This window comes from Aliihoeflea sp. 2WW, assembly GCF_000497755.1.
Taxonomy (GTDB): Bacteria; Pseudomonadota; Alphaproteobacteria; order Rhizobiales; family Rhizobiaceae; genus Aliihoeflea.
In genome coordinates, this window is the sequence record NZ_AYOD01000015.1 from 38958 (window position 1) to 53132 (window position 14175).

Below are 14175 nucleotides of genomic sequence, written 5' to 3' on the forward strand. Positions count from 1 at the left end.
CCAACCAAATGTCCAAATGCGCGCCGCGCATTCCTCAACGTTTCGCGGCGCCTTTCTTTCCAGTCGGGAATTTCGATGTCCACCGTCTTCAACGTCATAGCCGTCCTGTTCATGGTCGCGGTCGCATTCGTGCTCGTGCGCGGGCTGATCAACATGATGCGCGGCGGTTCCGGCAACACGTCCAACAAGCTGATGCAGGCGCGCGTCGTCCTGCAGTTCCTCGCGCTCGTCTTCGTCATGCTGGCGCTCTATTTCTCGCGCCAGTCCGGAGGCTGACTTGGTCATTCTGAATCGCATCTACACCCGCACCGGCGATGACGGCACGACGGCGCTGGGCTCGGGCGAGCGCCGGCCGAAATTCGACCTGCGAGTCGCTTCTTACGGGACGGTCGACGAGGCCAATGCCTGCATCGGCATGGCGCGTGTACACACGCAAGGCACGCATGGCGATATCGACTCCATGCTGGTGCGCATCCAGAACGACATGTTCGACCTCGGCGCCGATCTGGCCGCGCCCGACACCGGCGAGCCCCTGCCCTATGAGCCGTTGCGCATCGTCGCCTCGCAGGTCGCCCGCGTCGAGGCGGACATCGACATCCTCAACAAGCGCCTCCAGCCGCTGCGCACCTTCGTTCTGCCGGGCGGATCGCCCGCCGCGGCCGCGCTGCACCTTGCGCGCACCGTGACGCGCCGGGCCGAGCGGATGATGGTGGAGCTGTCGCGCGTCGAGGGCGAGATCGTCGGCGCGGATGCGATCCGCTACATCAACCGCGTCTCCGACTTCCTCTTCGTCGCCGCCCGCGCCGTCAACGACGACGGCCGCGCCGACGTGTTGTGGGTGCCCGGCCAGAACCGCTGATGTTCATCCCGCTCCACGACGCCAACCGGCTCCGCTTCATCAAGGCGCAATATGTGACGGTCGGGCTGATCGCGGTGAACGTCATCGCCTATTTCTGGAGCGTGGCCGGCGGCTGGGAGGCGACGCAGGCCGCCGCCTATTCCTACGGATACATCCCGTCGGTCGCCTTCGATCATGTCGATCTGCCGCCCGAACTCGTCGTTCTTCCCGGCGAAGCGTCCTACGTCACCTATGCCTTCCTGCATGGCGACCTGTTCCATCTGGGCGGCAACATGCTGTTTCTGTGGGTCTTCGGCGATAATGTCGAGGACGCGATGGGACATCTGAAATTCCTCGTCTTCTATCTCGCCTGCGCAGTTGCCGGCGCCCTTTTCCACGGCATGATGGCACCGATGTCGGAAGTGCCGCTGATCGGCGCGTCCGGCGCGGTGGCGGGCATCGTCTCGGCCTATCTGCTGCTCCACCCGCGCGTGAAGATATGGGTGCTGGCCTTCGGCCGCCTGCCCTTGCGAATTCCGGCCTGGATCGTGCTGGCGCTGTGGATCGGCTTCCAGTTCGTCATGTTCGCGCTGGCCGGCGAAGACCAGATTTCCTGGGCGGCGCATATTGGCGGCATCATTGCGGGCGCGGTTCTGCTGGTCGTGCTGAAGCGCTCCGAAGTGCCGCTTCTCGACCGCCACATCGTCACGCCGCAGGCGGCGGTCGTCGCGCCGGCGCGTGCGGATGCGACGCGTTCGCGCGGTCCGTGGGATCGCTAGATTTCAACCGTTTTGAGCGCCCGGCGCTCTATTGACGCTCATTCCGCCACAAACTACGGTCCGCCGCGATTGTGCCGGGCAGCCCCGGAATGTCGATTTCTGACAAGTGGTGCGGCACGCATCCTGTTAGACGCAGACGCTGCATCCAAGGGAAAGGTTTCAAGCGAATGAAAGTTCTGGTCCCCGTCAAGCGGGTGGTGGATTACAACGTCAAGATCCGCGTCAAGGCGGACGGCTCGGGCGTCGATCTTGCCAATGTGAAGATGTCGATGAACCCGTTCGACGAGATCGCCGTCGAAGAGGCGATCCGTCTCAAGGAAGCCGGCAAGGCCGATGAGATCGTCGTCGTCTCCATCGGACCCCAGCAGGCGCAGGAAACGCTGCGCACCGCGCTCGCCATGGGTGCCGACCGCGCGATCCTCGTCAAGGTGGACGAGACCACCGAGCCGCTGACCGTCGCCAAGATCCTGAAGGGCGTCGTGGGCGAAGAAAACCCCGGCCTTGTCATCCTCGGCAAGCAGGCGATCGATGACGACGCGAACCAGACCGGCCAGATGCTCGCCGCCCTCCTCGGCTGGAGCCAGGCGACCTTCGCATCCAAAATCGAGATCGAGGGCGACAACGCCAAGGTGACGCGCGAAGTCGATGGCGGACTGCAGACGATCGAGGCCAAGATGCCGGCGATCGTGACCACCGATCTGCGCCTGAACCAGCCGCGCTATGCTTCGCTGCCGAACATCATGAAGGCCAAGAAGAAGCCGCTCGACGAGAAGTCGGCCGCCGATTACGGCGTCGAGGTCAAGCCGCGCCTGAAAGTGCTGAAGACCGAGGAGCCGGCCGGCCGCAAGGCGGGCGTCAAGGTCAAGGACGTCGCCGAACTGGTGGCGAGCCTCAAGTCCGCCGGCGTTTTGTAATCTCGAGGCAAAAGGAACAGACAAATGGCCATTCTTCTGATTGCCGAACACGACAACGCAACCCTCTCGGACCAGACCGCCAAGGCGCTTTCGGCGGCCTCCAAGATCGGCAGCGAAATCGACGTGCTGGTGGCGGGCAAGGGCGCGCAGGCTGCAGCCGATGCAGCAGGTAAGCTGGCTGGCGTTCGCAAGGTGCTTCTGGCCGAGGCCGACGAACTGGCCGAGCGCCTCGCCGAGCCCCTCGCGTCCCTCGTCGTCAAGCTCGCCGACGGCTACGACACGATCATCGCGCCGGCCACCACCATGGCCAAGAACGTGATGCCGCGCGTCGCCGCGCTCCTCGACGTGATGCAGCTTTCCGACATCGTCGAGGTCGTCTCCGCCGACACGTTCAAGCGCCCGATCTATGCCGGCAACGCGATCCAGACCGTGCAGTCGACCGACGCCAAGCGCGTGATCACCGTCCGCACCGCCTCGTTCCAGGCGGCCGGCGAAGGCGGCTCGGCTTCGGTCGAAAGCGTTTCGGCAGCCGACAATCCCGGTCTGTCGACATTCGTCGAGAACCGGATCGCCGCCTCCGATCGTCCCGAACTGACCTCGGCGAAGATCATCATCTCGGGCGGGCGCGCATTGGGCTCGAAGGAAAAGTTCGAGGAAGTGATGCTGCCGATCGCCGACAAGCTGGGTGCTGCCGTCGGCGCCAGCCGCGCTGCCGTCGATGCCGGCTACGCGCCGAACGACTGGCAGGTGGGCCAGACCGGCAAGGTCGTGGCTCCGGAGCTCTACATCGCCGCCGGCATCTCCGGCGCGATCCAGCACCTGGCCGGCATGAAGGACTCCAAGGTCATTGTCGCCATCAACAAGGACGAGGAAGCGCCGATCTTCCAGGTCGCCGATTACGGCCTCGTCGGCGATCTCTTCACGGTGCTGCCGGAGCTCGAAAAGGCGCTCTGACGCGGACACCGCGAATTGTTGCAAATGAAAGCGGGCGGGACTGGACGAACCAGTCCCGCCCTTTTACTTTGCGCCGCAATATGAAGTGAAGACGCCCACGCGAAGGCGTCTCGACGGGATTACATCACGATGACGGGTACAATCAGGACGATCGGTGTGGTCGGCGCCGGCCAGATGGGCGGCGGCATCGCGCATGTCGCGGCGATCTCGGGCTACAAGGTCAAGGTCTACGACATTTCGTCCGAGCGGATCGAATCCGGCATCGCCACGATCAGCGGCAACCTCGCCCGGCAGGTTTCGTCCGGAAAGCTCGAGGAAAAAATCCGCCAGCAGGCGCTGTCGTCGATCGTGCCGGCCCCGGCGATCGAGGATCTGGCCGACTGCGACCTCGTCATCGAGGCGGCAAGCGAGGACGAGACGATCAAGCGCAAGATCTACGCGCAGCTCTGCCCACTGCTGAACCCCGAGGCGATCCTCGCCACCAACACTTCGTCGATCTCGATCACCCGCCTCGCCGCCCAGACCGACAGGCCGGAACGCTTCATCGGCATCCACTTCATGAACCCCGTCCCTGTGATGAAGCTGGTCGAACTGGTGCGCGGCATCGCCACCGAGGATTCGACCTTCGAGGCCGCGCGCGGCTTCGTTGCCAGCCTCGACAAGACGATCACCGTCGCCGAGGATTTCCCCGCCTTCATCGTCAACCGCATCCTGCTTCCGATGATCAACGAGGCGATCTACACGCTTTATGAAGGCGTCGGCTCGGTCGAGGCGATCGACACGGCCATGAAGCTGGGCGCGAACCACCCGATGGGCCCGCTGCAGCTTGCCGATTTCATCGGTCTCGACACCTGCCTGTCGATCATGCAGGTGCTGCATGACGGGCTTGCCGATTCCAAGTATCGGCCCTGTCCGCTTCTGGTGAAATATGTCGAAGCCGGTTGGCTCGGCCGCAAGTCCGGGCGTGGATTCTATGACTACCGCGGCGAGCACCCAGTCCCAACCCGTTGATTGTTGCGCGTTTTCTAAATTATGGCAATTTTGCCACTTTGCCAGATTTCGGACGCGATCACGTCACAGTTTACTTCTGGTTGTGCAACTTTCGCGTACCCCTTCCGTTGCTGAACCGTCTCAACTGGAGGGCAATTTCATGAAGCGCATTCTCATCGGCCTGGCCGCAACATTCGCCGCAAGCTCGGCCATGGCGGCCGACGTCATCTACAACGAACCGGCCCCGATGCCGATGGACGTGGTTTCCGGCATGAGCTGGGCCGGTTTCTACGCCGGCATCCAAGCAGGGTACGGCTTCGGTTCGACTGGCACTGTCGTGCTCGATCCGTTCACGTTCCCGGGCCTCGTCGCGGCATTCACGCCCGCCGGCGCGCCGGACGGCTCCAGCTTCAACGCCAATGGCGACTTCGACGACGGTTTCGTCGGCGGCGTCCATATCGGCTATGACTGGCAGGCCGGCAACATCGTTTACGGTGCGATCCTCGACATCAGCTACACCGATCTCGGTGACGAGCAGCGCGCCTTCTCGCGTACCCCTGCCGACTATGTGATTTCGCGCGATCTCGACTATCTGGCGACCCTGCGTGGCCGTCTGGGCTACGCATTGAACGAGAACTTCCTCGGCTACGTGACCGGTGGTCTGGCCTATGGCGACGTCGATTTCAGCTACCGCCAGCCCGGCTCAACTGCGACCTTCACCACTTCGGGCGGCCAGAACAACGATTTCGGCTACACGGTCGGCGGCGGCGTGGAAGCGCGGCTGACGCAGAACTGGTCGATCGGCCTCGAATATCTCTACACCGATCTGGGCAGCAACGATTTCCAGGCCAATCTCGAAGGCGGCCCCTTCGGCGGCGCTGGCGGCTTGCCGGAGAGCAATCCGGACGGAACGGTCCTGACCGGTTCGGATCGCGACTTCGACTTCCACACGATCAGCGCCAAGCTGTCCTACCGCTTCTGATCGTTCCCGAACGAATGCAGAAAGGCCGGCTCTCAGCCGGCCTTTTTCATATTCGCATCCGCGCCGGCCTCGACCCGGTTTCGCCCGAGCCGCTTGGCCTCATAGAGACGCTGGTCGGCGAGCGAGAACAGATCGCGGAACTTGGCACTGCCCGAAAACGCCGTGCAGCCGACGCTGATCGTCAGGCGATGGTGCGATCCGTCGATGTCGAGCGGTGCGGATGCGACCGCCTGGCGGATTCGCTCGGCGATCCGCACCGCCTGCTCCGGCGCGACGCCGCCGAGCAGCACCGCGAACTCCTCGCCGCCCATGCGGCCGACGAGATCGCCCTGGCGTACGCAGCTTCTGATCACCGACGCGATGCGGATGAGGGCGAGGTCGCCCTGGTGATGGCCATAGAGATCGTTGACCTGCTTGAAGTGATCGGCGTCGATGACGAGCAGCGCACCTTGCGCGCCTGCATCGCCCTGGTCGAGATGACGCTCGACATTCGCCACCAGCGCCCGGCGGTTGAGGCATTTCGTCAGATGATCGGTCGAGGCGAGCTCGGCGAGCTGGTGGTTGGCGCTCGCGAGTTCCCGCAGCTTCAGCGTCAGGTAGAAGAACAGCGGCCCGGCGAGGATGATCGGCAGCACGGTCGCGCTGATCAGCCCCTGGCGCAGCGCGAGCGCATCCATGTGCCGGAAGGCGAGCCAATTGTAGGCGAGCGAGATCGCGAGGCAGCCCAGCGTGCCCAGGATCGTCCAGCGGGCGAGCATTAACGCGCCGCGGCGCGAAATCCTGGGCGGTGCGGCAGTGGCCATGGCGGTTCGTGTCAAGCCGGACCTCCTCCAACGTCAACTTTTCGCGGATATTGGCCGCGAGCGATGAACATTCGGTTAGACTTGGCCCGAACTTTTGCTCCAGCCGGCGCGATTGACGTTAACCGGGTGCGAAAATCCAGATTCTCCAGGCTTTACAAACCGAAACGCAGGTTGGAATATCGCCGCCAATCCGGGCTCATTCAGATCCGGGCGAACTTAAAACTCAGGAACACTCTCCAAAGGGAGGCATATCATATGTCCAATTTCCGCAAGATCTTCGCCGCTTCGGTGGCTGGCGCCGCGCTTCTTGCCGCTGGTGCCGCTTCCGCGCAGGAAGAGATCAATGTCGGCATCATTCTCGGCTTCACCGGCCCGCTCGAAAGCATCACGCCGGGCATGGCCGCCAGCGCCGAGCTCGCCTTCAATGAAGTCAACGAGAGCGGCCTTCTGCTCGACGGTGCGACGCTGAAGCCGGTCCGCGCGGACTCGACCTGCATCGACAACGCCGCCGCGACGGCCGCCGCCGAACGCCTCGTCACCACCGACAACGTCGCCGCCATCATGGGCGCCGACTGCTCGGGCGTGACGATCGGCATCGCCAACGGCGTCGCCGTGCCGAACGGCCTCGTCATGGTCTCGCCCTCGGCCACCTCCCCGGCGCTCTCGACGATCGAGGACAACGACTACTTCTTCCGCACCGCGCCTTCCGATGCGCGCCAGGGCGAAGTGCTGACGGAAGTCCTGACCTCGCAGGACATCACCTCGGTCGCCGTTTCCTACACCAACAACGACTACGGCAAGGGTTTCTCCGACGCCTTCGTCGCCGCCTTCGAGGCGGCCGGCGGCTCGGTCACGATCGCGGCCCCGCATGATGACGGCAAGGGCGACTACTCGGCCGAAGTCGGCGCACTCGCCGCAGCCGGCGGCGACGTTCTCGTCGTCCTCGGCTATGTCGACCAGGGCGGCGTCGGCATCATCCGCTCGGCGGTCGACACCGGCGCGTTCGATCGCTTCGCGCTCGGCGACGGCATGTACGGCCAGAGCCTGATCGACGCCATCGGCGACGACCTCGAAGGCACGATCGGCGTCCTGCCGGGCGCCGAAGGCGAAGGCTCGGAGATGTTCGCGACCATCGCGAGCGAAGCCGACATCGACCCGACCAGCTCCTACACCGGTGAAAGCTACGATGCCGGCGCGCTGATCGCACTCGCCATCCAGAAGGCCGGCTCCGCCGACCGCACCGCCATCCGCGACGCGCTTCTCGAAGTCGCCAACGGCCCCGGCGAGCCGATCCTGCCGGGTGAACTGGCCAAGGGCCTGCAGATCCTCAAGGATGGCGGCGATGTCGACTATGTGGGCGTCACCAATGTCGAGCTGATCGGCCCCGGCGAAGCCGCTGGCACCTACCGCGAATACGTCGTCGAAGGCGGCGAGTTCAAGACGGTCGGCTATCGCTGATCTGACGGCGGTCGTGTAAGATTATGGCCCGGCGACGACCTCGCCGGGCCATTTTCGTTCAAAATGGTCGCACCCACGGGTGTGTTTGGGTCGCGCACTCGACTTTTACGTTTGCACTCGCTATTGGCGCTCCCACGAATTGCGGGGCGTCAGGCCGTAGCCCTGCAGATCCGACGAGGAGAGGCGTCAGGAACCGAGGCGACAGCCGGAGCGCATGCGCGCTGCAAGGCTCGCCCCGCGGATGCGAGCCCCTCTCACGACGGCACAATCAAGAAAAACCTCGGCCGAGGGGAATTGCATGATCAAGGTAGACGATCTGCATATGCACTTTGGAGGCATCAAGGCGGTCGATGGCGCAAGCATCGAAATCGCCAAGGGCTCCATCACGGGCCTGATCGGCCCGAATGGCGCCGGCAAGACGACGCTCTTCAACGTGATCGCAGGCCATTACAAACCCACCTCCGGAAAGGTCTGGCTCGACGGCCAGGACATCACCGGAATGCCGCCGCACGAGCTCTTCCACATGGGGCTCCTGCGCACCTTCCAGATCGCCCACGAATTCTCGACGCTGACGGTGCGCGAAAACCTGATGATGGTGCCGCCCGCGCAGCCCGGCGAGACGTTGGTCGACGTGTGGCTGCGCCCCTCCAAGGTGCGCGAGCGCGAGGCCGAGGTGCGCAGGCGCGCCGACGAGGTGATCGAGTTTCTCGAGATCAGCCACGTCGCCGACGAACTGGCCGGAAACCTCTCCGGCGGCCAGAAGAAGCTCCTGGAGCTCGGCCGCACCATGATGGTCGACGCCAAGATCGTCTTCCTCGACGAGGTCGGCGCCGGCGTCAACCGCACGCTCCTGAACACGCTGGGCGACGCCATCGTGCGGCTCAACAAGGAACGCGGATACACGTTCTGCATGATCGAGCACGACATGGACTTCATCGGCCGCCTTTGCGACCCGGTGATCGTCATGGCCGAGGGCCGCGTGCTGGTCGAAGGCAAGGTCGGCGAGGTCAAGGCCAACGAGCAGGTCATCGAGGCCTATCTCGGCACCGGCCTCAAGCAGCGGCCGCCCAAGGCAAAGCAGGGAGGTGCCGCATGAGCTTCCTCATCGGCGAGAACATGACCGGCGGCTATGGCGGCGCGGACATTCTCCACTCCTGCACCATCGCCGTCGACAAGGGCGAAATCGCCGTCATCGTCGGCCCCAACGGCGCCGGCAAGTCGACCGCGATGAAGGCGATGTTCGGCATGCTGGGACTGCGCGAGGGCCAGGTGCGCCTCGGCGAAAAGGACATCACCAAGCTTTCGCCTCAGGACCGCGTCGTGGCCGGCATGGGCTTCGTGCCGCAGACCTCGAACGTCTTCGTCACGATGACCGTCCAGGAAAACCTGGAAATGGGCGCCTACATCCGCAAGGACGACTTTTCCGACACGATGGCGCAGGTCTTCGACCTGTTCCCGATCCTGAAGGAAAAGCGCAGGCAGCCGGCCGGTGAACTGTCGGGCGGCCAGCGCCAGCAGGTGGCCGTCGGTCGCGCACTGATGACGCAGCCCTCCGTGCTGATGCTCGACGAGCCGACGGCCGGCGTTTCGCCGATCGTCATGGACGAACTCTTCGACCGCATTCTCGACGTTGCCGCCACCGGCATCGCCGTGATGATGGTCGAGCAGAATGCGCGCCAGGCGCTCGCCATCGCCGATCGCGGCTATGTGCTCGTCCAGGGCCGAAACCGCTTCACCGACACCGGCGAAGCCCTTCTCGCCAATCCCGAGGTTCGCGCCTCGTTCCTGGGAGGTTGACGATGGACTTTCTCAACGCCCTCGTCATGTTCGCCAACTTCGTGTTCCTGCCGGGCCTCGCCTATGGCGCGCAGCTCGCGCTCGGCGCGCTCGGCATCACGCTGGTCTTCGGCATTCTGCGCTTCTCCAACTTCGCCCATGGCGACCTGATGGCGTTCGGCACCATGATCACCATTCTGGTGACCTGGTGGCTGATCTCGATGGGGGTCACGCTCGGGCCGCTGCCGACGGCGCTCCTCGCATTGCCGATCGGCATCGTCGGCGCCGTCATCATGGCGCTGATCATCGACCGGACGGTCTTCCGCTTCTACCGCCAGCAGCGATCCGCATCGATCGTGCTGGTCATGGCGTCGGTCGGCGTCATGTTCATCCTCAACGGCATCGTGCGCCTCATCATCGGGCCGAACGAGCAGCGCTTCGCCGATGGCGAGCGCTTCCTGATCACCGTCCGCGAGTTCCGCGAGTGGACGGGGCTCGCCGAAGGGCTGGCGATCCGCCTTCCGGTCGCGATCACCGTCATCGTGGCGGTCGTCGTGGTCGTCGCGTTGTTCTGGTTCCTCACCTATTCGCGTACCGGCAAGGCCATGCGCGCCTATTCGGACAATGAGGATCTGGCGCTGCTCTCGGGTATCGACCCCGACAAGGTGGTTCGCGTTACCTGGGTGATCGCGGCGGCGCTGGCGACGATCGCCGGCGTGCTCTACGGCCTCGACAAGAGCTTCCGTCCCTTCACCTATTTCCAGCTCCTGCTGCCGATGTTCGCGGCCGCCATCGTCGGCGGCATCGGGCAACCGATCGGCGCCATCGCCGGCGGGTTCGTCGTCGCCTTCTCGGAGGTGACGCTGACCTATGCCTACAAGCGGGTGCTCGAATATATGGGCTTTGCGCCCGACGGGCTCGTCCAGCTTCTGTCGACCGAATACAAGTTCGCGATTTCCTTCGTGATCCTCGTCATCGTCCTGTTGATTAGACCGACGGGCATTTTCCGGGGGAGAGTGCTGTGAGCAATCGAAACCGCATCATCGTCCTTTATTCGATCATGGCGGGCCTGTTGCTGCTCGTCGGCTTCGGGCAGAGCTGGACGCTCAGCCTCACGATCCTCAATCTGTGCCTCATCTCGGCGATCATGGCGCTGGGCGTGAACATCCAGTGGGGCTATGCCGGCCTCTTCAACGTCGGCATCATGGGCTTCGCGGCGCTGGGCGGCCTCGCCGGCATCGTCGTTTCCATGCCGCCCGTTCCCGGCGCATGGGAGGCGGGCGGGACGGGCATCGGCCTCACGATCGTCGCGCTGGTCGGCACGGTCGGCCTGATCGTCCTTGCCCGCAAGAACATCCACGGCAAAAAGGGCAATTTCGTCGCGATCCTGATCGCGGTGGCGGGCTATTTCGTCATCCGTCATTTCTTCGATCCGGCCGTCGCCGCGATCGAGGGCTATGATGCGGCCCGCACCGGCTATCTGGGCGGCCTCGGCCTGCCGATCATCTTCTCCTGGCTCGTCGGCGGCGTCTTCGCCGCGGGCGCGGCCTGGATGGTGGGCAAGATCGCGCTCGGCCTTCGCGCCGACTACCTCGCGATCGCCACGCTCGGCATTTCGGAGATCATCATCGCCGTCCTGCGCAACGAGGAATGGCTGACCCGCGGCGTCAAGAACGTTTCGGGTCTGCCGCGCCCCGTCGCCTACGAGGTGCAGTTGCAGCAGGCGCCGTGGTTCCTCGACCTCGCAACGACGTTGAACCTGAACCCGGTCTTCGCCTCGGCGCTCTATGTGCGGCTCTCCTACGCGATCCTGTTCGCCATCGTGCTGATCATCATCATGTTCCTCGCCGAGCGGGCGCTGAATTCGCCCTGGGGCCGCATGATGCGTGCGATCCGCGACAATCGCGACGCAGCCGAAGCGATGGGCAAGGACGTGACCCGGCGCCATTTGCAGGTCTTCATCCTCGGCTCGGCGGTGGTCGGCATCGCCGGCGCCATGCTGACGACGCTCGACGGCCAGTTCACGCCCGGCCAATACCAGCCGCTGCGCTTCACCTTCCTGATCTGGGTGATGGTGATCGTCGGCGGCTCCGGCAACAATTGGGGCGCGGTGCTGGGCGGCTTCCTGATCTGGTTCGTCTGGGTCGAGGCCGAACCGGTCGGCGGCTGGGTCATGTCGGTCCTGACCTCGGGCATGGACCCGTCGAACCCGGTTCGGGCGCAACTCGTCGACGCCGCACCCTATATGCGGCCGCTGATGATGGGCCTGATCCTGCTCCTGTGCCTGCGCTTCAGCCCGCGCGGGCTGATCCCCGAGCGCATATCCCGGGCAAGGCACTGAAACTGAAAAAGGGCGCTGCGAGGCGCCCTTTTCTATTTCCAGGCGCCGAATGCGCCCCCTCCACCGCCTCCGGCGGTCCCCCTCCCCCGCTTCGCAGGGGAGGATCAGTCTTCGGAGCCGGACGCAGCCCTCGATCTTCCCCCGTTTACGGGGGAGGTGGCCCGCAGGGCCGGAGGGGGCGTCCGCTCACATCGCAGCTTCGATGAGGTTCCTGGCATCTTCGCTCGCCCATTCGGCCGGGCCGTTCATGTGGCCGAGGAGGCAGCCATCGGCATCGACGAGCAGCGTGACCGGCAGGCCGACGGCGAGGTTGCGGCGTTTCAGGTCGTTGAACAGACCGAGCGTGTTGTCGCGGTAGTAGGCAAGACGGTCGACGCCGGTCTCCTCGAGGAACGCCTTCGGCTTGGTGTCGTCGCCGGTGTCGATATTGACCGCGACGACTTCGAAATCCTCGCCGCCCAGTTCGGCCTGGAGCTGGTTCAGCGCCGGCATTTCCTCGCGGCACGGCGCGCACCAGGTCGCCCAGAGATTGACCAGCGTCACCTTGCCGAGATCGGAAAGCCGCATGGGCTGGCCATTGGGGTCGTTGAAAGCGATGTCCGAGACGAGCCGCGGCGGATCGGCCGGCAGCATCGCCGCGACCTCGCCGGTGATCAGCGGGTCGATCGCCGAGACCGCCTCGGTCTTCGCCTCGCAGGCGGCGACGGCCTCAGGGTCGGGCGCGGCGCCCGCCGCCATCGGCGCATTGTTGCCAGAGGGGCCGCCCATCACGTATACGCCGAGCGCACCGGCAAGAACGCCGGCGACGGCCGCGATCCCGATCAGCCGGCCCGCCGGAAGGTTCGATTTGCCATCAGCCATATGTCTATCTCCGGGGATGCGGATATCACGATGAGCGAAAAGAAGGCCAGCAACCAGATGTGGGGCGGACGATTTGCCTCGGGTCCCGCCGCCATCATGGAAGCGATCAACGCCTCGATCGGCTTCGACAGGAAGCTGTACGCGCAGGATATAAGCGGCTCGCTCGCACAGGCCGACATGCTGGCCGAAACCGGCATCATTTCGACCGCCGACCGCGACAAGATCGCGCAAGGGCTGAACCAGATCCTCGGCGAGATCGAAGCGGGCACGTTCGAATTCTCCGCCCGGCTCGAAGACATCCACATGAATGTCGAGGCGCGGCTCGCCGATCTGATCGGCCCTGCCGCCGGACGCCTCCACACCGCGCGCTCGCGCAACGACCAGGTGGCGACGGATTTCCGCCTTTGGGTGAAGGAGGAGCTGCAGCGCACCGACGCCGCGCTCGTCAGCCTGATCGAGACGTTCCTGAAGCGCGCGGAGGAACACGCCGCGACCGTCATGCCCGGCTTTACCCATCTGCAGACGGCGCAGCCGGTGACCTTCGGCCATCATTGCATGGCCTATGTCGAGATGTTCGGCCGCGACCTGAGCCGTGTCCGCGACGCCATCGAACGCATGGACGAAAGCCCGCTCGGCGCGGCTGCGCTCGCCGGCACCGGCTTCCCGATCGACCGCGCGATGACGGCGAAGGCGCTCGGCTTCCGCGAGCCGACGCGCAACTCGATCGACACCGTGTCCGACCGCGACTTCGCGCTCGAATTCCTCTCCACCGCCTCGATCTGCGCCACGCACCTGTCGCGGCTGGCCGAGGAGATCGTCATCTGGTCGACGCCGCAATTCGGCTTCGTGCGCCTGTCGGACCAGTTCTCGACCGGCTCCTCGATCATGCCGCAGAAGAAGAACCCGGACGCCGCCGAACTCATCCGCGCCAAGACCGGCCGCATCAACGGCCACATGATCGCGCTCCTGACCGTGATGAAGGGCCTGCCGCTCGCCTATTCCAAGGACATGCAGGAAGACAAGGAGGCCGTCTTCGATGCGGCCGAAACGCTCGACCTGATGATCGCGGCGATGACGGGCATGATCGCCGACATGGAAATCCAGACCGCGGCGATGAAGAAGGCGGCAGGGTCCGGCTATTCGACCGCCACCGACCTTGCCGACTGGCTGGTACGCGAGGCGGGCCTGCCCTTCCGGGAGGCGCATCACGTCACCGGCCGCGCCGTGGCGCTTGCGGAAAGCCGCAAGGTGACGCTCGACCGGCTGACCATCGACGAGCTGAAATCCATCGACGAGCGCATCACCGACGGCATCTTCCAGGTGCTCTCCGTTCAGGCCTCGGTGAAGAGCCGCACCTCCTTCGGCGGCACCGCCCCGCAGGAAGTACGCCGCCAGATCCGCTACTGGACGAAGCGCCTGAAACAGGATGCAACGAAGCGCAAAAGCCGCTAAAGACGAAACTCAAATCGCATCGATCCG

The 14175-nt window shown here is 64.7% G+C and carries 15 protein-coding genes; 13 read left to right on the forward strand and 2 right to left on the reverse strand.

The window, feature by feature from the left end; translation table 11 throughout:
- Nucleotides 1-75 precede the first annotated feature (75 nt).
- The 7 genes from ALII_RS0109160 to ALII_RS0109190 all read left to right on the forward strand — a co-directional run bounded on the left by ALII_RS0109160 (nt 76) and on the right by ALII_RS0109190 (nt 5457).
- Nucleotides 76-276: a twin transmembrane helix small protein gene (locus ALII_RS0109160; protein ID WP_024587019.1), complete on the forward strand. Its 201-nt coding sequence runs from the start codon at nt 76-78 to the stop codon at nt 274-276.
- 1 nt (nt 277) lies between these two features.
- Nucleotides 278-859, forward strand: a complete 582-nt coding sequence (locus tag ALII_RS0109165) for a cob(I)yrinic acid a,c-diamide adenosyltransferase (protein WP_024587020.1) — start codon at nt 278-280, stop codon at nt 857-859.
- The gene (locus ALII_RS0109170; protein ID WP_024587021.1) at nt 859-1617 is read left to right on the forward strand and encodes a rhomboid family intramembrane serine protease; all 759 of its coding nucleotides are present in this window, start codon (nt 859-861) and stop codon (nt 1615-1617) included. The genes ALII_RS0109165 and ALII_RS0109170 overlap by 1 nt, the downstream gene beginning before the upstream one ends.
- A 167-nt stretch (nt 1618-1784) precedes the next feature.
- On the forward strand, nt 1785-2531 hold the full coding sequence (locus ALII_RS0109175) for an electron transfer flavoprotein subunit beta/FixA family protein (protein ID WP_024587022.1): 747 nt from the start codon (nt 1785-1787) through the stop codon (nt 2529-2531).
- A gap of 24 nt (nt 2532-2555) precedes the next feature.
- Complete coding sequence (locus ALII_RS0109180) at nt 2556-3485, forward strand: electron transfer flavoprotein subunit alpha/FixB family protein (protein ID WP_024587023.1); 930 nt, start codon at nt 2556-2558, stop codon at nt 3483-3485.
- Nucleotides 3486-3614: 129 nt separating this feature from the next.
- Nucleotides 3615-4496, forward strand: a complete 882-nt coding sequence (locus ALII_RS0109185; RefSeq protein WP_024587024.1) for a 3-hydroxybutyryl-CoA dehydrogenase — start codon at nt 3615-3617, stop codon at nt 4494-4496.
- Nucleotides 4497-4635: 139 nt separating this feature from the next.
- Entirely contained in the window at nt 4636-5457 is an 822-nt protein-coding gene (locus ALII_RS0109190) for an outer membrane protein (protein ID WP_024587025.1), read from the forward strand.
- Between the two features lie 32 nt (nt 5458-5489).
- Here the strand turns inward: ALII_RS0109190 and ALII_RS0109195 are convergent, their stop codons facing one another.
- Nucleotides 5490-6275 carry a GGDEF domain-containing protein gene (locus ALII_RS0109195; RefSeq protein ID WP_152529573.1) on the reverse strand — a complete coding sequence of 262 codons (786 nt, stop codon included), beginning with the start codon at nt 6273-6275 and terminating at the stop codon, nt 5490-5492.
- A gap of 240 nt (nt 6276-6515) precedes the next feature.
- Between ALII_RS0109195 and ALII_RS0109200 the strand changes: the two genes are divergently transcribed.
- From ALII_RS0109200 to ALII_RS0109220, 5 genes are all read left to right on the forward strand, one after another.
- The gene (locus ALII_RS0109200) at nt 6516-7718 is read left to right on the forward strand and encodes an ABC transporter substrate-binding protein (protein WP_024587027.1); all 1203 of its coding nucleotides are present in this window, start codon (nt 6516-6518) and stop codon (nt 7716-7718) included.
- A 298-nt stretch (nt 7719-8016) separates the two neighbouring features.
- Nucleotides 8017-8814 carry an ABC transporter ATP-binding protein gene (locus tag ALII_RS0109205; protein WP_024587028.1) on the forward strand — a complete coding sequence of 266 codons (798 nt, stop codon included), beginning with the start codon at nt 8017-8019 and terminating at the stop codon, nt 8812-8814.
- Nucleotides 8811-9515, forward strand: coding sequence for an ABC transporter ATP-binding protein (locus ALII_RS0109210; protein ID WP_024587029.1), 705 nt, complete (start codon nt 8811-8813; stop codon nt 9513-9515). The genes ALII_RS0109205 and ALII_RS0109210 overlap by 4 nt, the downstream gene beginning before the upstream one ends.
- A 2-nt stretch (nt 9516-9517) precedes the next feature.
- On the forward strand, nt 9518-10519 hold the full coding sequence (locus ALII_RS0109215) for a branched-chain amino acid ABC transporter permease (protein WP_024587030.1): 1002 nt from the start codon (nt 9518-9520) through the stop codon (nt 10517-10519).
- Nucleotides 10516-11835, forward strand: coding sequence for a branched-chain amino acid ABC transporter permease (locus ALII_RS0109220; protein ID WP_024587031.1), 1320 nt, complete (start codon nt 10516-10518; stop codon nt 11833-11835). Before ALII_RS0109215 ends, ALII_RS0109220 begins: the two co-directional genes overlap by 4 nt.
- A 186-nt stretch (nt 11836-12021) precedes the next feature.
- Here ALII_RS0109220 and ALII_RS0109225 read toward each other — a convergent pair whose 3' ends face one another.
- The gene (locus tag ALII_RS0109225; protein ID WP_029660370.1) at nt 12022-12696 is read right to left on the reverse strand and encodes a TlpA disulfide reductase family protein; all 675 of its coding nucleotides are present in this window, start codon (nt 12694-12696) and stop codon (nt 12022-12024) included.
- A gap of 30 nt (nt 12697-12726) precedes the next feature.
- Between ALII_RS0109225 and argH the strand changes: the two genes are divergently transcribed.
- The gene (gene argH / locus ALII_RS0109230; RefSeq protein WP_024587032.1) at nt 12727-14148 is read left to right on the forward strand and encodes an argininosuccinate lyase; all 1422 of its coding nucleotides are present in this window, start codon (nt 12727-12729) and stop codon (nt 14146-14148) included.
- Nucleotides 14149-14175 lie beyond the last annotated feature (27 nt).